This window comes from Streptomyces sp. NBC_00016 (assembly GCF_045040885.1).
Lineage (GTDB): Bacteria > Actinomycetota > Actinomycetes > Streptomycetales > Streptomycetaceae > Streptomyces > Streptomyces coriariae.
In genome coordinates this window covers 3,131,050-3,149,749 of record NZ_CP108304.1, presented here as the reverse complement: position 1 = coordinate 3,149,749, position 18,700 = coordinate 3,131,050, and the positions used below count along the sequence as shown (strand labels likewise).

The window sequence follows — 18,700 nt, the reverse complement described above, 5'->3', positions numbered from 1 at the left end:
CAGAACAGGAGTCGCTGGGTGACGAGTACGGACGTGCGCAAGGATGCAGAGGACTCGGGACCCAGCGGCTACGCGGCGGCCCGGCTGCGCCTCCTCACCGAGGGGGCGCGGTCCGGGCCGCCGCGCCGTTCCGCCCTCGCCGAACTGACCGACGACTGGCTGTCGGGGCTCTTCACGGCCGGTACCGAGGACCTGAAGGGCGTGTCCCTGGTCGCCGTCGGCGGCTACGGCCGGGGCGAGCTGTCCCCGCGCAGCGACCTGGACCTCCTCCTGCTGCACGACGGCGCCGACCCCAAGGCGGTCGCCGCCCTCGCCGACCGGCTCTGGTACCCCGTGTGGGACCTGGGCCTCGCACTGGACCACTCCGTCCGCACCCCGGCCGAGGCCCGCAAGACGGCCGCGGAGGACCTCAAGGTCCAGCTCGGCCTCCTCGACGCCCGCCACCTCGTCGGGGACCCCGGTCTCACGGCGGGACTGCGTACGGCCGTCCTCGCCGACTGGCGCAACCAGGCGCCCAAGCGCCTTCCCGAGCTCCAGGAACTCTGCGTCGAGCGCGCCGAACGCCAGGGCGAGCTCCAGTACCTGCTGGAGCCGGACCTGAAGGAGGCGCGGGGCGGGCTGAGGGACGCCACCGCGCTGCGGGCCGTCGCAGCCTCCTGGCTGGCCGACGCGCCCCGCGAGGGCCTCGACGACGCCCGGCGCCGGCTCCTCGACGTGCGGGACGCCCTGCACCTGGCCACCGGCCGCGCCACCGACCGCCTGGCCCTCCAGGAACAGGACCAGGTGGCCGCCGAACTGGGCCTGCTGGACGCCGACACGCTGCTGCGGCAGGTGTACGAGGCGGCCCGCGTCATTTCGTATGCGAGTGATGTCACCTGGCGCGAAGTGGGGCGCGTGCTGCGCTCACGCGCCGTGCGGCCGCGGCTGCGCGCCATGCTGGGCGGCGGTGCCAAGCCCGCCACCGAACGGTCCCCGCTGGCCGAAGGAGTGGTGGAGCAGGACGGCGAGGTGGTGCTCGCCCGTGCCGCACGCCCCGAACGCGACCCCGTGCTCCCGCTGCGCGCCGCGGCCGCCGCCGCGCAGGCCGGTCTCCCGCTCTCCCTGCACGCCGTACGACGCCTCGCCGCCACCGTGCGCCCGCTGCCCACGCCCTGGCCCGCCGAGGCCCGTGAGCAGCTCGTGACCCTGCTCGGCTCGGGCCAGCCCACCATCGAGGTCTGGGAGGCACTGGAGGCCGAGGGCCTGATCACGCGGCTGCTGCCCGACTGGGAGCGGGTGCGCTGCCGCCCGCAGCGCAACGCCGTGCACATCTGGACCGTCGACCGGCACCTCATCGAGACCGCCGTCCGTGCCTCCGAGTTCACCCGCCGGGTCAGCCGCCCCGACCTTCTGCTGGTCTCCGCGCTGCTGCACGACATCGGCAAGGGCTGGCCCGGCGACCACTCGGTCGCGGGCGAGATCATCGCCAAGGACGTCGCCGCCCGGATCGGCTTCGACCGCGCCGAGGTCGCCGTCCTCTCCACGCTCGTACGGCATCACCTGCTGCTGATCGAGACGGCCACCCGGCGCGACCTGGAGGACCCGGCCACGGTCCGCTCGGTCGCCGAGGCGGTCGGCTCGCAGAGCACCCTGGAGCTGCTGCACGCGCTCACCGAGGCGGACGCGCTGGCCACCGGCCCCGCCGCCTGGTCGTCCTGGCGAGGTTCGCTCGTGGCGGACCTGGTCAAGCGGGTGGCGGCGGTACTCGCCGGGGACGAGCCGGACGAGCCCGACGCCGCCGCGCCCACCGCCGAGCAGGAACGGCTCGCCATCGAGGCGGTCGCCACCAGCAGCCCGGTGCTGGCCCTGCGCGCCCAGACCGAGCCCCCGGCGGAGGACCGGCCGGCGGACGACCCCGAGCCGCTCGGTGTGGAACTGCTCATCGCCGTCCCCGACCAGGCGGGCGTGCTGCCCGCGGTGGCCGGCGTCCTCGCCATGCACCGGCTGACCGTCCGCACCGCAGAGCTGCGCGCCCTGGACCTGCCGAGCGGGGTCGAGGGCTCCGTCCTGCTGCTGAACTGGCGGGTCGCCGCCGAGTACGGCTCCCTGCCCCAGGCGGCCCGGCTGCGCGCCGACCTCGTACGCGCCCTGGACGGCTCGCTGGACATCGCCGGACGGCTCGCGGAACGGGACGCCGCCTATCCCCGTCGGCGGGGCGTGGTCGCCCCTCCGCCGCGGGTGACGGTGGCCCCGGCGGCCTCCCGGCACGCGACGGTCATCGAGGTACGCGCGCAGGACGCGCCGGGGCTGCTGTTCCGGATCGGCCGGGCCCTGGAGGACGAGGGACTGCGGGTCCGCAGCATGCACGTCTCGACCCTCGGAGCGAACGCCGTGGACGCCTTCTACGTCACCGGGGCCGAGGGTGCGCCGCTGCCCGGCGACGAGGCCGCCTCGGTGACCCGCAAGCTGGAGGAGACACTGCGGGCGTGACCGTGTGCCGCGTGGCACGCGTCCCCGCCCGCTGATTGCAGCAGGCGGGGACGAATGTCTTGCGCGGCCGGATACCCTGGAAGACGCTCAGACTGCCCCCGACTCCGAGGACCGACGCCGCCGTGTTCGATACTCTTTCCGATCGCCTTTCAGCGACCTTCAAGAACTTGCGCGGCAAGGGGCGCTTGAGCGAAGCGGACATCGACGCCACGGCGCGCGAGATCCGCATCGCACTCCTCGAAGCGGACGTGGCCCTGCCGGTCGTCCGCACGTTCATCAAGAACGTCAAGGAACGCGCTCTCGGCGCCGATGTCTCCAAGGCGCTGAACCCCGCCCAGCAGGTCCTGAAGATCGTCAACGAGGAACTCGTCACGATCCTCGGTGGCGAGACCCGGCGGCTGCGGTTCGCCAAGCAGCCGCCGACCGTGATCATGCTCGCCGGCCTCCAGGGTGCCGGTAAGACCACCCTCGCCGGCAAGCTCGGCCGCTGGCTGAAGGAGCAGGGCCACTCGCCGCTGCTCGTCGCCTGTGACCTCCAGCGCCCCAACGCCGTCAACCAGCTCAGCGTCGTCGCCGAGCGCGCCGGTGTGGCCGTGTACGCCCCGCAGCCCGGTAACGGGGTGGGCGACCCGGTCCAGGTCGCCAAGGACTCGATCGAGTTCGCCAAGGTCAAGGTCCACGACATCGTGATCGTGGACACCGCGGGACGGCTCGGCATCGACGCCGAGCTGATGCGGCAGGCCGCGGACATCCGCGACGCCGTCTCGCCCGACGAGATCCTCTTCGTCGTCGACGCGATGATCGGTCAGGACGCCGTCAACACGGCCGAGTCCTTCCGTGACGGCGTCGGCTTCGACGGTGTCGTGCTCTCGAAGCTCGACGGCGACGCCCGCGGTGGCGCGGCCCTGTCGATCGCCTCGGTGACCGGCAAGCCGATCATGTTCGCGTCGAACGGCGAGAAGCTCGACGAGTTCGACGCCTTCCACCCTGACCGGATGGCCTCCCGCATCCTCGACATGGGTGACCTGCTCACCCTGATCGAGCAGGCGGAGAAGACGTTCAGTCAGGAAGAGGCCGAGAAAATGGCCTCCAAGCTGGCGTCCAAGAAGGGCCAGGACTTCACCCTGGACGACTTCCTGGCCCAGATGGAGCAGGTCAGGAAGATGGGCAGCATCAGCAAGCTGCTCGGCATGCTGCCCGGCATGGGCCAGATCAAGGACCAGATCGCCAACCTCGACGAGCGTGACGTCGACCGCACGGCCGCGATCATCAAGTCGATGACCCCGGCCGAGCGCCACGAGCCGACGATCATCAACGGCTCGCGCCGCGCCCGTATCGCCAAGGGTTCCGGCGTCGAGGTCAGCGCGGTGAAGGGCCTGGTCGAGCGGTTCTTCGAGGCCCGCAAGATGATGTCCCGGATGGCCCAGGGCGGGGGCATGCCCGGGATGCCGGGGGTGCCGGGCATGGGTGGCGGCGCCGGCCGGCAGAAGAAGCAGCCGAAGCAGGCCAAGGGCAAGCAGCGCTCCGGCAACCCGATGAAGCGCAAGCAGCAGGAGCTGGAGGAGGCCCAGCGCCGCGAGGCCCAGGGCGGCAACGCGCTCGGGCTGCCGCAGCAGGGCGCCCAGGACTTCGAGCTGCCGGACGAGTTCAAGAAGTTCATGGGCTGACGGCCCGCCGCGGGTGGCTCGGCGCCGAGCCGAGCCCGTCCGTACGCCGTGTGGGGCGCTCTTCCGTTCGCGGAGGGGCGCCCCACACGGCGTACGGACGGGAAGCGGCCGCGCGCGAGCAGGCGGACGCGCACCGGCGCACGGGCGTCACGCGGCCGACGAAGGCCCACGGGGAGGCGTGCTCCTCGGGAGACGCAGGAGACGCGGGAGACGCGGGAGCTTCAGGGAGTCCGCGCGATCAGGTACCGGAACACGTTCGGCATCCACACCGTCCCGTCCGGGCGCCGGTAGGGGTGCAGCGCCTCGGTCAGTTCCTTGTCGACCTGCGCCTGGTCCGTCGCCGCGACCGCCGCGTCGAACAGCCCGGTGGACAGCAGGCCCTTGAGGGCGCTCTCCACGTCGGCGTACCCGAAGGGGCAGGCCACCCGCCCCGATCCGTCCGGCCTCAGACCGGCCCGCCCGGCGACCTCCTCCAGGTCGTCGCGCAGCGCCGGGCGCAGCCGGACCGGGCCGCCGCGCAGCGGCTCGGCCAGCTTGGTCGCGATCCGCAACACCGCGGACGTGGCACAGCGTTCCGGCGGACCCCAGCCGACGAGCACCACCGGCGCCCCGCGCGCGGCGAGCGGTGTCGTGGCCGCGAGCAGACCGCCGAGCCCGTCCGCGTCGCCCGCGCGACACCCGATCGGCTCGAACGCGGTCACCAGGTCGTACGCGCGCGTGCCCGGGCCGGCCGTGTCCTTCGGTAACCGGTCCGTGAGGCGGATGCCGTCACCGTCCCCGCGCCCGCCCGTGGCCCGCTCCCCGGACTCCTTCGGCAGCAGGCGCTCGCGCGCGAGGGCCAGTCGTTCGGGTGAGGAGGGTTCGACACCGGTGAGGGCCGCCGCGCCCCTGGAGGCCGCCATCAGCAGGGCGAGCCCCGAGCCGCAGCCGAGGGCGAGGAGCCTGGTGCCGGGCCCCACGTCCAGTCGCTCGTAGACGGCGTCGTAGAGCGGGACCAGCATCCGCTCCTGGATCTCCGACCAGTCACGCGCGCGTGCACCCGGGTCCGCGCGGGGCGTCGGCCCCGCGAGTGGCAGGTGCTGCCGCACGAGCGTAGGTGTCATGGATAAGCGCCCCAATCCGCCGAGAGTTGCCGCAGAAACCGATCAGGTGGCCCCCGTGCAGGGTGCAGTGCGCTCGCACTTCCCCCCGTATGCCAGGTAACTCCCCGTACGCGACGGCGTCCAGGGGTCTCGGGCCCCCGCTTGTGCGCCGGCTGTGCCTGTGGCGAGAATTCACATTCCGGCAACTTGGGGCCGTACCATCGCGCCATGGCAAAGGCTCCCGTTCTCACCCCGCGGGCGGACGACTTCCCCCGCTGGTACCAGGATCTGATCAACAAGGCGGAACTGGCCGACAACGGACCAGTGCGCGGCACCATGGTGATCCGACCGTACGGTTACGGACTGTGGGAGCGGATGCAGGCGGAGATGGACGCCCGCATCAAGGAGACGGGCACCGAGAACGCGTACTTCCCGCTGCTGATCCCGCAGTCCTACCTCACGCGCGAGGCGGACCATGTCGAGGGATTCGCGCCCGAGTTGGCCGTCGTGACGCACGGGGGCGGCAAGGAGCTGGAGGAGCCGGCGGTCGTCCGGCCCACCTCCGAGACCATCGTCAACGAGTACTTCTCCAAGTGGGTGCAGAGCTACCGCGACCTGCCCCTGCTGATCAACCAGTGGGCCAACGTGGTCCGTTGGGAGCTGCGGCCCCGCCTCTTCCTGCGGACCTCCGAGTTCCTCTGGCAGGAGGGGCACACCGCGCACGCCACGTACGAGGAGGCCCGCGACTTCGCCGCGCGCATCCAGCGCGAGGTCTACGGCGACTTCCTGGAGAACGTCCTCGCGATCGACTTCGTCTCCGGCCGCAAGACGGTCAAGGAGCGCTTCGCGGGCGCCGTCAACACCCTCACCCTCGAGAGCATGATGGGCGACGGCAAGGCCCTCCAGATGGTCACCAGCCATGAGCTGGGCCAGAACTTCGCCAAGGCCTTCAACACCCGGTACCTGACGAAGGAGGGCGCCCAGGAACTGGTCTGGCAGACCTCCTGGGGTTCGACGACCCGCATGATCGGCGCCCTGGTGATGACCCACGGCGACGACGACGGGCTGCGGGTGCCGCCGCGGCTGGCCCAGGTCCAGGTCGTCGTCCTCGCGATCAAGGGCGACGAGGCGGTTCTGGCCAAGGTCCGCGAGCTGGGCGACCGGCTGAAGGCGGCGGGGCTCCGCGTCCGGGTGGACGACCGTACCGACGTCCCCTTCGGGCGGCGCGCGGTCGACTGGGAGCTCAAGGGCGTGCCCGTCCGCGTCGAGATCGGGCCCCGTGACCTGGAGAACGGCACCGCGATGCTGGCCCGGCGCATCCCGGGAGGCAAGGAGCCGGTGGCGATCGACGCGATCGAGGCGCTGCTGCCCGCCGTCCTCGAAGAGGACCAGGCGCTGCTGCTGAAGCAGTCCCGTGAGCGCCGCGAATCCCGCACGACGGACGTCTCGACGATCGAGGAGGCGGCCGAGGCGGCCGTCGCCGGCGGCTGGGCGCGCATCCCGTGGGCGACGCTCGGCGAAGAAGGCGAGGCCAGGCTGGCCGAGCAGTCGCTGACCGTACGCTGTCTGATCGCGGAGGACGGGTCGGTGCCGGACGACGGGGACGCCCCCGGTAACGTCGCCGTCGTCGCGCGCGCTTACTGAGACGGCGCCCTCCGCCCGCGAGAGCGACCGAAACGTCTCTTGCGCCCCTGCGGAACATCCCTACCCCGGCGTGCGGACATCGTCTACGCGCCGGGTCGTACGTGGGCCTACGCACCACCTTGGTAGGAGCTGTGAGGCTTCTCCGCAGATCAGCGCACCCGCCCTCGTCAGGACGCATCAGCGGCAACTGACGGGTACGTGCAAATTATTTGGGATGGCCCGGAATAGGAACACAGGGGCACCCCCGCTCGTTGTCATTACGTGAGCACGACACAGACACCACCTGTTCTCGCCGCAGAGCTGGCAGAGGCGTGGGCCGACATTCAGCGGTACCACCCCGAACTGCCGGATCTTGCCGCGCCAGAGTCCCTGATCGGGGAGTCGTCGTCCGCCTGCGGTCACGAGCTCTCCTTCGAGCGACTGCTTCACGAGGCAGTCCATGGCATCGCCGCCGCCCGCGGCGTGCGCGACACCTCCCGCGCCGGCCGCTACCACAACCGCAGATTCCTCGCGATCGCCGAGGAACTGGGGCTGGACCACCCCGAGGAGCCCCACCCCAGCAGCGGCTTCTCCCTGGTCACGCTCAACCCCGAGGCCAAGCGGCGCTACCGCCCGACGATCGAGCGCCTCCAGCGGGCCCTCAAGGCCCATCTGGCGGCCACCTCCTCCGACACCACCCGCAGCTTCCGCGGTCCGGCGGCCCGGCACGGCTCCTCCGGCGGCGGCGTCCGGGTCAAGGCCGTGTGCGACTGCGGCCGCAACGTGCGGGTCGTACCGTCGGTCCTGGCCCAGGCGCCGATCGTGTGCGGGGGCTGCGGCAAGCCGTTCCGGATCCCGGAGATCGCCGGCGCGGCCTAGGCGCCTGCCGTCATGCACCGGCATCTCGTGGCTGCCGGTTCAGCGTGATGCGGGGGGCCGTCGAAGGCGGCGCCCCGCAAGCGCCGGGCGTTCCTCCCGCATGCCCGGAAACCACCCGCGGCCGGAAGGGACCCTCGCGGTGTGGCACAATGGCTAGCTGTACTCGACAGCCGCACAGGACCCCTCTCTCCTCCGGCTGACGCGTCCATCGGGCACTCGGGTACCGCAACCCCACGCGGCCATCTCGCCGTGCCCAACCACGTCAAGACCAGGAGACACCACTTCCGTGGCAGTCAAGATCAAGCTGAAGCGTCTGGGCAAGATCCGCGCGCCTCACTACCGCATCGTCGTCGCCGACTCCCGCACCCGTCGTGACGGTCGTGCGATCGAGGAGATCGGCAAGTACCAGCCGACGTACCACCCGTCGATCATCGAGGTCGACGCCGACCGCGTGGCGTACTGGCTGGGTGTCGGCGCGCAGCCGACCGAGCCGGTGCTCGCCATTCTGAAGAAGACCGGCGACTGGCAGAAGTTCAAGGGCGAGCCCGCCCCGGCGCCGCTGCTCGTCGCCGAGCCGAAGAAGGCTCGCCCCGTGTTCGAGGCCCTCGGTGGCGACGACTCGGGCAAGGGTGAGGCCATCACCCAGAAGAAGAAGGCTGAGAAGAAGGACGAGGCTGCCGCCGAGTCCGAGTCGACCGAGGCCTGAGCAGCATGCTCGAAGAGGCGCTTGAGCACCTCGTGAAGGGCATCGTCGACAACCCCGACGATGTGCAGGTCGCCTCGCGCAACCTGCGCCGCGGGCGGGTGCTCGAGGTCCGGGTCCACCCCGACGACCTCGGCAAGGTGATCGGCCGCAACGGCCGCACCGCACGCGCTCTGCGCACCGTCGTGGGCGCCATCGGCGGCCGTGGCGTCCGCGTCGACCTCGTCGACGTGGATCACGTCCGCTGACGCGTTTCGCAGCACCGGCTCGGGCCGGGGAGGGCCACTGGCCGTCCCCGGCCCGTAGTCGTTACGGCAGTCGTGACGACAGGTACGACAGGTACGACAGGAGATCTTCAGAAGTGCAGCTCGTAGTCGCGCGGATCGGCCGCGCCCACGGCATCAAGGGCGAGGTCACCGTCGAGGTACGCACCGACGAGCCGGAGCAGCGGCTCGCGCCCGGCGCCGTCCTGGCCACGGACCCGGCCTCGACCGGCCCGCTGACCATCGAGACCGGCCGCGTCCACAGCGGTCGTCTCCTCCTGCGCTTCGAGGGGGTGCGGGACCGCACCGCCGCCGAAGCCCTGCGCAACACCCTCCTGATCGCCGAGATCGATCCCGCGGAGCTGCCCGAGGAGGAGGACGAGTACTACGACCACCAGCTGATGGACCTGGACGTGGTCACCAAGGACGGCCTCGAGGTCGGCCGGATCACCGAGATCTCGCATCTGCCCTCCCAGGACCTCTTCATCGTCGAGCGGCCCGACGGCAGCGAGGTGATGATCCCCTTCGTCGAGGCGATCGTCACCGAGATCGACCTCGAGGAGCAGCGGGCCGTCATCGACCCGCCGCCCGGTCTGATCGACGACCAGGCCGAGATCGCGTCCGCGCGGGACGCCGCCGAGGCCGACGACGAGGGCACGGACGGGGACACGGACGGGGACGCCGACACGGACGGGGACCGGCCGTAATGCGCCTCGACGTTCTCACGATCTTCCCCGAGTACCTCGACCCGCTGAACGTCTCCCTGGTCGGCAAGGCACGCGCGCGTGGCCGGCTGGACGTTCAGGTGCACGACCTGCGGGAGTGGACGTACGACCGGCACAACACGGTCGACGACACCCCCTACGGCGGCGGACCCGGCATGGTCATGAAGACCGACCCCTGGGGCGACGCCCTCGACACCGTCCTGGCCGACGGCTACGAGCGGGGCTCGCACGCGCCCGCGATCGTCGTCCCGACCCCCAGCGGCCGGCCCTTCACCCAGGAACTCGCGGTGGAGCTCTCCGAGCGCCCCTGGCTGATCTTCACCCCGGCCCGCTACGAGGGCATCGACCGGCGGGTCATCGACGAGTACGCCACCCGGATCCCCGTCTACGAGGTCTCCATCGGCGACTACGTCCTGGCCGGCGGGGAGGCCGCCGTCCTGGTCGTCACCGAGGCCGTGGCACGCCTCCTGCCCGGCGTGCTCGGCAACGCCGAGTCCCACCGCGACGACTCCTTCGCCCCCGGGGCCATGGCCAACCTGCTGGAGGGCCCCGTCTACACCAAGCCGCCCGCCTGGCGCGGCAGGGAGATCCCCGAGGTGCTGCTCAGCGGCCACCACGGCAAAATCGCCCGCTGGCGCCGGGACGAGGCCCTGCGGCGCACGACGGCCAACCGGCCCGACCTGATCGAGCGCTGCGAGCCGAAGACCTTCGACAAGAAGGACCGCGAGATGCTCTCCATCCTGGGCTGGACGCCCGACCCGGAGGGTGCGCCGTACGGTCGATTTTGGCGCAGGACCGACGGCGTGGAACAATAGGTCGCTGTTGTGCGCCGTCCGGTGTGCGCCCCTGCCGCAGGGGGACACGACGCCCGCCTCGACGGGCACACGGCACTCAATCTTCGAACATCTAGTTCCGTTGATGACCTGTGGCATCAGCGAAGAAAGCAGACGAAATGTCTCACCTGCTCGACTCTGTCGACGCCGCGTCGCTGCGCAGCGACGTCCCGGCCTTCCGCCCGGGTGACACCGTCAACGTCCACGTCCGCGTCATCGAGGGCAACCGCTCCCGTGTGCAGCAGTTCAAGGGCGTAGTCATCCGCCGCCAGGGCGCCGGTGTCCGCGAGACCTTCACGGTCCGCAAGGTCTCCTTCTCCGTCGGCGTCGAGCGCACCTTCCCGGTGCACACCCCGATCGTCGAGAAGATCGAGCTCGTCACCCGCGGTGACGTGCGTCGCGCCAAGCTCTACTACCTGCGCGAGCTGCGCGGCAAGGCCGCGAAGATCAAGGAGAAGCGCGACAACTGAGTGCCTTCAGGGGTTCATAGAGCGGCCGGATAGCATCTGGCCCCGATGGACACCGAAGCTCAGCCGACGACGGAGCGCGACCGCTCCTCCCACCCTTCCGTTCCCGCGGACGTCTCCCAGGAGACCCCGGAGGCGGAAGGACCGGAGGGACGGTCGCGTTTCGCGTTGGCGGGGCGGATCACGGAGTGGCTCCCGGGCGGCCGGATCAGTCTCACCCTGCTGATCTGCCTGCTGTTTTTGCTGGTCCTCAACGCTTTCGTGGCACAACCATTCCAGATTCCCAGCGGATCCATGGAAAACGGATTGAGGATCGGCGACCGCGTTCTCGTAAATAAGTTGGCGTACCGTTTCGGTGCCGAGCCGCGGCGCGGCGATGTCGTCGTGTTCGACGGCACCGGGTACTTCGGGAACTTCGACTACATCAAGCGCGTCGTGGGTGTAGGGGGAGATCACGTGGTCTGCTGCGACAAGGAGGGGAGGATCAAGGTGAACGGCCGGTCGGTCGACGAGTCGACGTTCCTGTATCCCGGCGACGACGCGTCCACGGTGGACTTCGACGTGGTCGTGCCCGAGGGCACCCTGTTCGTCCTCGGTGACCACCGCAGCCACTCCAGCGACTCCCGGGACCACCTCGGTTCACCGGGCGGCGGCATGATCCCCGTCGGCCGTGTGATCGGCCGCGCCGACTGGATCCTCTGGCCCTACGCGCACCTCACCCGCCTGCCCCGCCCGAGCGCCTACGCGCGCGTGCCCGGCGCGGAGGGTGCCCATGGGTAACCGTGGAAGGCCGCGCGGCATCCCGACCAGCGCCGCGGACAACCTGCTGCCCACCGGCGCCCGGCGCACCTCCAGCTCCGGCAGCGGTCGCACGCGCGCGGAACGGCGCAAGCTCCAGCGCAAGGTCAAGCGCAAGCGCAGGCGCTCGGCCGTCCGGGAGATACCGCTGCTGGTCGGTGTGGCCGTCCTGATAGCCCTGGTCCTGAAGACCTTCCTGGTGCAGGCCTTCGTGATCCCGTCCGGCTCCATGGAGCAGACGATCCGGATCGGCGACCGTGTCCTGGTCGACAAGTTCACCCCGTGGTTCGGCTCCAAGCCCGAGCGCGGGGACGTCGTCGTCTTCAAGGACCCCGGCGGCTGGCTCAACGACGAGCAGACCACCACCAAGAAGGAGGACCCGGTCGTCGTCAAGCAGATCAAGGAAGGGCTCACCTTCATCGGTCTGCTGCCGTCCGACAACGAGAAGGACCTCATCAAGCGGGTCGTCGGGGTGGGCGGCGACCGCGTCGTGTGCTGTGACACGCAGGGGCGGGTCACCGTCAACGGCGTGCCTCTGGAGGAGGGGGCGTATCTGTATCCCGGCAACGACCCCTCCAGCACGTCGTTCGACATCACCGTCCCCCAGGGGCGGCTGTGGGTGATGGGCGACCACCGGGCCAACTCCGCCGACTCCCGGGCCCACCAGAACACCGACTACGGCGGCACCGTCTCGGAGGACGAGGTGGTGGGGCGGGCCATGGTCATCGCCTGGCCGTTGGGCCACTGGGTCCGTCTCAAGGAACCGCAAACTTTCGCATCCGTCACCGGCTCGGCCGCCACGGCGACCGCGTCCGCCCAGCTGTCGCATAGGGTTGCCCCCGGCGATCCGAACGGATCGATTCGACAACTCCCGAGCCCTGCGGAACTCCCGCTCGTTATGGGAGTGGTGGGCCTGCGTCGTACGTGGGGCAGGCAGCGGCACAGAGTGAGGAGTTGGCGTGGGGGATGTGGCGGTTGGCGCACGGTCCGGGCACGACGGCGAGGAGCACCGCGGTCATCCGGTGGAAGCCGCCGACCCGGCTTCCGACAGCGCCGTTACCTCCGGGAGTGACCCGGCGGCGGGTGGCGACGGCCCGCCGGCGGACGAGCCGCCCCGGACCGGTGGCGAAGGGTCCGGCGGCCCGGCCCCGAAGCCGAAGAAGCCCCGCTCCTTCTGGAAGGAGCTGCCGATCCTGATCGGCATCGCGCTCGTCCTCGCGCTGCTGATCAAGACGTTCCTCGTGCAGGCGTTCTCCATCCCGTCCGCCTCGATGGAGAACACCCTCAAGGAGGGTGACCGGGTCCTCGTCGACAAGCTGACCCCGTGGTTCGGTTCCGAGCCGGAGCGCGGCGAGGTCGTCGTCTTCCACGACCCCGACAACTGGCTGGCGGGCGAGGCCACCGTCGATCCGAACGCCTTCCAGACCGTCCTCAGCTGGATCGGCCTGATGCCGTCCGCCGAGGAGAAGGACCTGATCAAGCGGGTCATCGGGGTCGGCGGCGACACCATTTCGTGCAAGGGCACCGGCCCGCTCACGGTCAACGGCAAGGCGCTGAACGAAGCGTCGTACGTGTACCCCGGCAACACCCCGTGCAGCCAGGACGACCAGGGCGGCCAGTTCACCGTGAAGGTCCCCAAGGGCTTCATCTGGGTCATGGGCGACCACCGTCAGAACTCGCGCGACTCGCGCTACAACCAGTCGGACAAGAACCACGGCATGGTGCCCGTCGACCAGGTCGTCGGCCGTGCCGTCGTCAAGGCCTGGCCGCTCACCCGCTGGGGCACGCTGCCGGTGCCGGACACCTTCGACCAGGACGGCCTGAACACCCAGTCCGCCGGATCCGCTGCCCTGACGGTCGCCCCGCAGGGCCTCGCCCTCGTCGGCGTCGTCCCCGTCGTCCTGTGGCGCCGGCGGCGCACGGAGGACTCGGCGGTCCGCTGACCTTCCCGCTTTCGCGCCGCCGCCACTCGGCAAACCCTTTCCCAAGCTTGTGACCAAGGCTCGGGAAGTCCGGGGAAGAAGGGCTGACCCGGTTCGGTACCGCCGGGTAGGGTGCGGATCCATGGGTGGCGAGAGCACTACGCGTACGGCCCCGCACAGTGGCGGAGGCACCAACAGTGGCCCGGTGGGCAGCCGGACCGGACAGCGTCTGTCCGGACTGGCCGTCGCACTGGGCCTCGTGCTGTTCCTCGGCGGCTTCGGGTGGGGAGCCCTGCTCTACCGGCCGTACACCGTGCCTACCAGCTCCATGAGCCCGACGATCGCGGCCGGCGACCGGGTGCTGGCCGAGCGCGTCGACGGCGACGAGGTGCGCCGCGGGGACGTCGTCGTCTTCACCGACAAGACCTGGGCGAGCAACGCGCCCGTGGTCAAGCGGGTCGTCGCGGTCGGCGGCGACACGGTCTCCTGCTGCACCGAAGGCAAGCTGACCGTCAACGGCAAGCAGATCGAGGAACCGTATCTGCCCGCCGGCAGCCTCGCCGAGAACAAGAACATCCCGACCGTGAAGGTCCCCGAGGGCCGGCTCTTCCTGCTCGGCGACGAGCGCGAGGGTTCCCTGGACTCCACCGCCCACCTCACGGACGCGGCGCAGGGCACGGTCGCGCGCAGCGCCGTCGCGGCCCGGGTCGACGCCGTGGTCTGGCCCATGAACGGCATGCTGGAGCGCCCCACGGGGTTCAAGACGCTCGGCGCCCTCTCCCAGCCGGGCCCGCTGGGCACGATCGGCTGGCTGATCGTCGCCGGTGGTGTGCTGGTCCTCGGTGGGGCGGCGTACGGTCCGATCGCCAAGCGGACGTCCGGCCGCCGTGCCCGGCCGGAGGCGGCCGGTGCCCGCTGAGACCACGGACGAGCCGACGGACGCGGGCGTCGACTCGTACGAGGGCGGGCTGCGCAAGGTGGCCCGGGTCGTCCTCCTCGACCCGCGGGACCGCATCCTGCTGCTGCACGGCCATGAACCCGACGACCCGGCCGACAACTGGTGGTTCACCCCGGGCGGCGGTGTGGAGGGCGACGAGACCCGCGAGGAGGCGGCTCTGCGGGAACTCGTCGAGGAGACCGGCATCACCGAGGTCGAACTCGGCCCGGTGCTGTGGCGGCGGCTGTGTTCCTTCCCGTTCGCGGGCCGCCGCTGGGACCAGGACGAGTGGTACTACCTGGCCCGTACGACGGTGACGGCGACCCGTGCCACGGCCCTGACCGAGCTGGAGCGGCGCAGCGTCGCCGGAGCGCGTTGGTGGACCTGTGAGGAACTGACGCGGACACATGAGACGGTGTATCCGACCAGACTCGCCGAGCTGCTGCGCAGGCTGCTCGACGAAGGTCCTCCGGCCGGACCCGTAACCCTGGACACGGAAATCGTCTAGAGGCGCACGGGACTGGCGCACAATGAGGAGATCGCACGGCTGAAGGGGAACATGCCATGAGCGCCGAGGACCTCGAGAAGTACGAGACCGAGATGGAGCTGAAGCTCTACCGGGAGTACCGCGATGTCGTCGGTCTGTTCAAATACGTGATCGAGACCGAGCGGCGGTTCTACCTCACGAACGACTACGAGATGCAGGTGCACTCGGTTCAGGGCGAGGTGTTCTTCGAGGTGTCGATGGCGGACGCCTGGGTGTGGGACATGTACCGCCCGGCCCGGTTCGTGAAGCAGGTGCGGGTGCTCACGTTCAAGGACGTGAACATCGAGGAGCTCAACAAGAGCGATCTGGAGCTTCCCGGGAGCTGAGTCCCGTGCCGGAGCGCTCGTGCGGGTGACGGGGTTTTCCACAGCCCCCGAGTTGTCCACCAAGATCTTTTTCGTGGCGGCGGATGCGTGAACGTGGGTGCCGGAGGTGGTGCCCACATGAACACGCACACGGATCTGGCCCGAGGCGCGCTCGGCAGGTACGGCGAGGAACTGGCCGCACGACGGCTGGTCGAGGCCGGGATGACGGTCCTGGAGCGCAACTGGCGCTGCGGCAGGACCGGTGAGATCGACATCGTCGCGAGGGACGGTGACGTCCTGGTCGTCTGCGAGGTGAAGACCCGCAGCGGCGGCGGGTTCCAGCACCCGATGGCGTCGGTGACACCGGAGAAGGCCGAGCGCCTGCGCGGCCTGGCCGAGCGATGGATCCAGGCGCACGGGGGAGCCCCGCCGGGCGGCGTCCGCATCGATCTGGTCGGCGTCGTCCTGCCCCGCCGCGGAGCGGCCGTCGTCGAGCACGCGCGGGGGGTGGCCTGAGATGGGCTTCGCGCGCACGTGCTCGGTGGCGCTGGTGGGCGTCGAAGGGGTCGTCGTCGAGGTACAGGCCGACCTCGAACCGGGAGTGGCGGCGTTCACGCTGGTGGGGCTGCCGGACAAGAGCCTGACGGAGAGCCGGGACCGGGTACGCGCGGCGGTGGTGAACTCGGGCGGCGAGTGGCCGCAGAAGAAGCTCACCGTCGGACTCAGCCCGGCATCGGTGCCCAAGGGCGGCAGCGGCTTCGATCTGGCCATCGCCAGCGCCGTGCTCGGCGCCGCCGAACGGATCGACCCGCGGGTGCTCGCCGACATCGTCATGATCGGAGAGCTCGGCCTGGACGGACGGGTGCGCCCGGTCCGGGGCATCCTGCCCGCCGTGCTGGCCGCGGCCGACGCCGGATACGAACAGGTGGTCGTGCCGGAGTGCGCCGCCGCCGAGGCGGCACTGGTCCCCGGTGTGTCCGTGCTCGGGGTGCGCAGCCTGCGGCAGCTGATCGCGATCCTCGCCGACGAGCCGGTCCCCGACGAGGAACCGGACGAGGCGGGCCGCCCGGATCCGCTCCTGGCCGGCCTGCGGATGCCCGGCACGGGAGCGGCCACCGGGATGCACAGCATGGGCGCCGTCCACCTGGACCAGGAGCACGACCTCGCGGACGTGGTCGGACAGAGCTCGGCGCGGACCGCGGTGGAGGTGGCGGCGGCCGGTGGACACCACCTCTTCCTGGAAGGACCGCCCGGGACCGGCAAGACCATGCTCGCGGAGCGCCTGCCGGCCGTACTGCCCCGGCTGAGCCGGCAGGAGTCGCTGGAGGTCACCGCGGTCCACTCGGTGGCCGGGCTGCTGCCGCCGGGCAAGCCCCTCATCGACGTGGCCCCGTACTGCGCCCCGCACCACTCGGCCACGATGCAGTCGCTGGTCGGGGGCGGGGCCGGGTTCGCCCGACCCGGCGCCGTCTCGCTGGCCCATCGGGGGGTGCTCTTTCTCGACGAGACCCCCGAGTTCGGCAGTCACGCCCTCGACGCCCTGCGGCAGCCCCTGGAGGCCGGGCACGTGGTGATCGCGCGCAGCGCGGGAGTGGTGCGGTTCCCGGCACGGTTCCTGATGGTGCTCGCGGCGAACCCCTGCCCGTGCGGCCGGTTCTCGCAGCGGGACACCCTGTGCGAGTGCCCGCCCTCCGCGATCCGCCGTTACCAGGCACGGCTCTCCGGCCCGCTGCTCGACCGGGTGGACCTGCGGGTCGAGGTCGACCCGGTCAGCCGGGCAGAGCTCGCGCACCGTGGTCCCGGAGGCGAGTCCACGGCGATCGTCGCCGACCGGGTCAGGGCCGCCAGGGAGCGTGCGGCGGCCCGGCTGGCGGGCACTCCGTGGCGGACCAACAGCGAGGTGCCGGGGCGGGAGCTGCGCAACCGCTGGCATGCCGCGATCGGTGCCATGGACGAGGCGGAGCGCAGCCTGGAGCGAGGGGTGCTGACCGCCCGGGGGCTCGACCGGGTCCTGCGCGTCGCCTGGACCGTCGCCGACCTGGTCGGACACGACCGGCCCGGCACGATGGACGTGAACCTGGCCCTCCAGCTGCGCACGGGGGTGCCGCGCGGTGTGCCGATGGCCCTCGGGGCCCTGACGTGAACGGCGGCGGCGAACCGGCGGGCGACCGGCTCGCCCGGATCTTCCTCGGCCGGGTCCTCGAGCCCGGCGACGAGGTGGGCGGCCAGTGGGTGCGGGAGCGGGGCGTGCCGGAGGTGGTGCGTCGGCTGCGGGACGACGGGGAGCCGTTGCCCGGGGTGACCGCGCGGCGCTGGGCCGGCCTGCGGGCGCGGGCCGGGCAGGCAGAGCCGGAGCGGGATCTGGCCCTCGCGCGGGAGGCCGGAGTGCGGTTCGTGTGCCCGGGAGACGCCGAGTGGCCGGGGACGCTGGACGAGCTCGGGGACGCCCGGCCGCTGGGGCTCTGGGTGCGGGGGCGGCCCAGTCTGCGGATGTGGGCGCTGCGCTCGGTCGCCGTCGTCGGTGCCCGCGCGTGCACCGAGTACGGCGCCCACATGGCGGCCACCCTCTCCGCCGGCCTCGCCGAACAGGGCTGGGTGGTGGTGTCGGGGGGCGCGTACGGGGTGGACGGTGCCGCCCACCGGGGCGCCCTCGGAGCGGGCGGCGCCACCGTCGCCGTCCTCGCCTGCGGGGTCGACCGGCCCTACCCGCGCGGTCACACGGCGTTGATCAACAGGATCGCCGAACAGGGCTTGGTGATCGGTGAGTTGCCGCCCGGCGACCATCCGACCCCGAGCAGGTTCATCCTGCGCAACCGGGTGATCGCCGCGCTCACCCGGGGCACGGTCGTCGTCGAGGCCGCCTACCGCAGCGGCTCGCTGGTCACCGCTCGGGCGGCCCAGCGGCTGGGCCGGCACACGATAGGGGTACCGGGGCCGGCCACGAGTGGACTCTCCGCCGGTGTGCACGAGCTGCTGCGGGGAGAGGCCGTACTGGTCACCGATGCCGCGGAGGTCGTCGAACTGGTCGGTGACATGGGCGAGCTGGCTCCCGACCGGCGTGGCCCCGCGCTGCCGCGCGATCTGCTGGAGCCGGCTGCCCGGCGGGTCCTGGCGGCACTGCCCGCCCGCAGACCCGCGGCGGTCGACGAGGTCGCCCGCGAGGCCCGGACCACACCGGACGACGCGATCGCGAGACTGTACGAACTCAGAGCACTCGGCTACGTCGAACGACACGGCGACGGCTGGAAGTTGACACGCCAGGCGGTGGTCTCCGTTCGAGGGGGTCGGCGTCCGTGTTGACCCGGGCTGTTCGGCCGTCCGGGGGAATGCCGAAAGCCTTGGGGATTCCGGCAGTTGACCCACCGCCGGGGTCGGCCGCCGTGACTGCCGTGACCCTGGAGTGCGTCCAGCGGAACGTATCTGCGTACCGGTCGGGGCGCTCTCTTCGCGCACCGCGACACTTCAGTCACGCTACGCTCA

At 71.4% G+C, this 18,700-nt stretch carries 19 protein-coding genes; 18 read left to right on the top strand and 1 reads right to left on the bottom strand.

Annotated elements, in window-relative coordinates; all coding sequences use genetic code 11:
- Positions 1-18: 18 nt before the first annotated feature.
- Positions 19-2,469, top strand: coding sequence for a [protein-PII] uridylyltransferase (locus tag OG933_RS13745; RefSeq protein ID WP_362531489.1), 2,451 nt, complete (start codon positions 19-21; stop codon positions 2,467-2,469).
- Between the two features lie 122 nt (positions 2,470-2,591).
- Entirely contained in the window at positions 2,592-4,136 is a 1,545-nt protein-coding gene (gene ffh, locus OG933_RS13740; RefSeq protein ID WP_405627308.1) for a signal recognition particle protein, read from the top strand.
- Positions 4,137-4,357: 221 nt separating this feature from the next.
- On the opposite strand, the gene OG933_RS13735 is transcribed toward ffh, so the two are convergent.
- Positions 4,358-5,239: an SAM-dependent methyltransferase gene (locus tag OG933_RS13735; RefSeq protein ID WP_405627306.1), complete on the bottom strand. Its 882-nt coding sequence runs from the start codon at positions 5,237-5,239 to the stop codon at positions 4,358-4,360.
- A 207-nt stretch (positions 5,240-5,446) separates the two neighbouring features.
- On the opposite strand from OG933_RS13735, the gene proS reads away from it, so the two are divergent.
- From proS to dprA, 16 genes are all read left to right on the top strand, one after another.
- Positions 5,447-6,862: a proline--tRNA ligase gene (proS, locus tag OG933_RS13730; protein ID WP_362527685.1), complete on the top strand. Its 1,416-nt coding sequence runs from the start codon at positions 5,447-5,449 to the stop codon at positions 6,860-6,862.
- Between the two features lie 261 nt (positions 6,863-7,123).
- Positions 7,124-7,720 carry a hypothetical protein gene (locus OG933_RS13725; protein ID WP_028806665.1) on the top strand — a complete coding sequence of 199 codons (597 nt, stop codon included), beginning with the start codon at positions 7,124-7,126 and terminating at the stop codon, positions 7,718-7,720.
- 286 nt (positions 7,721-8,006) lie between these two features.
- A complete protein-coding gene (gene rpsP / locus OG933_RS13720) occupies positions 8,007-8,426 on the top strand; it encodes a 30S ribosomal protein S16 (protein ID WP_054239730.1) in 420 nt (139 codons plus the stop codon).
- Positions 8,427-8,431: 5 nt separating this feature from the next.
- A complete protein-coding gene (locus tag OG933_RS13715) occupies positions 8,432-8,671 on the top strand; it encodes an RNA-binding protein (protein ID WP_003973401.1) in 240 nt (79 codons plus the stop codon).
- Between the two features lie 113 nt (positions 8,672-8,784).
- Positions 8,785-9,393: a ribosome maturation factor RimM gene (rimM, locus tag OG933_RS13710; protein WP_362527682.1), complete on the top strand. Its 609-nt coding sequence runs from the start codon at positions 8,785-8,787 to the stop codon at positions 9,391-9,393.
- The gene (gene trmD / locus OG933_RS13705) at positions 9,393-10,226 is read left to right on the top strand and encodes a tRNA (guanosine(37)-N1)-methyltransferase TrmD (protein WP_054239728.1); all 834 of its coding nucleotides are present in this window, start codon (positions 9,393-9,395) and stop codon (positions 10,224-10,226) included. The genes rimM and trmD overlap by 1 nt, the downstream gene beginning before the upstream one ends.
- Positions 10,227-10,363: 137 nt before the next feature.
- The gene (gene rplS / locus OG933_RS13700; protein ID WP_020128707.1) at positions 10,364-10,714 is read left to right on the top strand and encodes a 50S ribosomal protein L19; all 351 of its coding nucleotides are present in this window, start codon (positions 10,364-10,366) and stop codon (positions 10,712-10,714) included.
- A 45-nt stretch (positions 10,715-10,759) separates the two neighbouring features.
- Positions 10,760-11,491 carry a signal peptidase I gene (lepB, locus tag OG933_RS13695; RefSeq protein WP_362527678.1) on the top strand — a complete coding sequence of 244 codons (732 nt, stop codon included), beginning with the start codon at positions 10,760-10,762 and terminating at the stop codon, positions 11,489-11,491.
- A complete protein-coding gene (lepB, locus tag OG933_RS13690) occupies positions 11,484-12,581 on the top strand; it encodes a signal peptidase I (protein WP_405627305.1) in 1,098 nt (365 codons plus the stop codon). The genes lepB (OG933_RS13695) and lepB (OG933_RS13690) overlap by 8 nt, the downstream gene beginning before the upstream one ends.
- A complete protein-coding gene (lepB, locus tag OG933_RS13685) occupies positions 12,469-13,452 on the top strand; it encodes a signal peptidase I (RefSeq protein ID WP_362527672.1) in 984 nt (327 codons plus the stop codon). The genes lepB (OG933_RS13690) and lepB (OG933_RS13685) overlap by 113 nt, the downstream gene beginning before the upstream one ends.
- Positions 13,453-13,573: 121 nt before the next feature.
- Positions 13,574-14,350: a signal peptidase I gene (lepB, locus tag OG933_RS13680; RefSeq protein WP_054239724.1), complete on the top strand. Its 777-nt coding sequence runs from the start codon at positions 13,574-13,576 to the stop codon at positions 14,348-14,350.
- Complete coding sequence (locus OG933_RS13675; RefSeq protein WP_405627303.1) at positions 14,340-14,876, top strand: NUDIX hydrolase; 537 nt, start codon at positions 14,340-14,342, stop codon at positions 14,874-14,876. Before lepB (OG933_RS13680) ends, OG933_RS13675 begins: the two co-directional genes overlap by 11 nt.
- A 56-nt stretch (positions 14,877-14,932) precedes the next feature.
- Positions 14,933-15,241: a DUF2469 domain-containing protein gene (locus OG933_RS13670; RefSeq protein WP_005311352.1), complete on the top strand. Its 309-nt coding sequence runs from the start codon at positions 14,933-14,935 to the stop codon at positions 15,239-15,241.
- A gap of 117 nt (positions 15,242-15,358) precedes the next feature.
- Positions 15,359-15,736, top strand: coding sequence for a YraN family protein (locus tag OG933_RS13665; protein WP_020128701.1), 378 nt, complete (start codon positions 15,359-15,361; stop codon positions 15,734-15,736).
- Position 15,737: 1 nt separating this feature from the next.
- Positions 15,738-17,363, top strand: a complete 1,626-nt coding sequence (locus OG933_RS13660) for a YifB family Mg chelatase-like AAA ATPase (protein ID WP_405627301.1) — start codon at positions 15,738-15,740, stop codon at positions 17,361-17,363.
- Positions 17,360-18,520: a DNA-processing protein DprA gene (gene dprA, locus OG933_RS13655; protein ID WP_405627300.1), complete on the top strand. Its 1,161-nt coding sequence runs from the start codon at positions 17,360-17,362 to the stop codon at positions 18,518-18,520. The genes OG933_RS13660 and dprA overlap by 4 nt, the downstream gene beginning before the upstream one ends.
- Positions 18,521-18,700: the final 180 nt, after the last annotated feature.

What these genes read in the sequence shown, in the direction of transcription:
- OG933_RS13735 (WP_405627306.1), bottom strand. Translation starts at nt 5,239, where the DNA reads ATGACACCTACGCTCGTGCGGCAGCACCTGCCACTCGCGGGGCCGACG.
- proS (WP_362527685.1), top strand. Translation starts at nt 5,447, where the DNA reads ATGGCAAAGGCTCCCGTTCTCACCCCGCGGGCGGACGACTTCCCCCGC.
- OG933_RS13715 (WP_003973401.1), top strand. Translation starts at nt 8,432, where the DNA reads ATGCTCGAAGAGGCGCTTGAGCACCTCGTGAAGGGCATCGTCGACAAC.
- trmD (WP_054239728.1), top strand. Translation starts at nt 9,393, where the DNA reads ATGCGCCTCGACGTTCTCACGATCTTCCCCGAGTACCTCGACCCGCTG.
- rplS (WP_020128707.1), top strand. Translation starts at nt 10,364, where the DNA reads ATGTCTCACCTGCTCGACTCTGTCGACGCCGCGTCGCTGCGCAGCGAC.
- lepB (WP_362527678.1), top strand. Translation starts at nt 10,760, where the DNA reads ATGGACACCGAAGCTCAGCCGACGACGGAGCGCGACCGCTCCTCCCAC.
- lepB (WP_405627305.1), top strand. Translation starts at nt 11,484, where the DNA reads ATGGGTAACCGTGGAAGGCCGCGCGGCATCCCGACCAGCGCCGCGGAC.
- lepB (WP_054239724.1), top strand. Translation starts at nt 13,574, where the DNA reads ATGGGTGGCGAGAGCACTACGCGTACGGCCCCGCACAGTGGCGGAGGC.
- OG933_RS13670 (WP_005311352.1), top strand. Translation starts at nt 14,933, where the DNA reads ATGAGCGCCGAGGACCTCGAGAAGTACGAGACCGAGATGGAGCTGAAG.
- OG933_RS13665 (WP_020128701.1), top strand. Translation starts at nt 15,359, where the DNA reads ATGAACACGCACACGGATCTGGCCCGAGGCGCGCTCGGCAGGTACGGC.
- OG933_RS13660 (WP_405627301.1), top strand. Translation starts at nt 15,738, where the DNA reads ATGGGCTTCGCGCGCACGTGCTCGGTGGCGCTGGTGGGCGTCGAAGGG.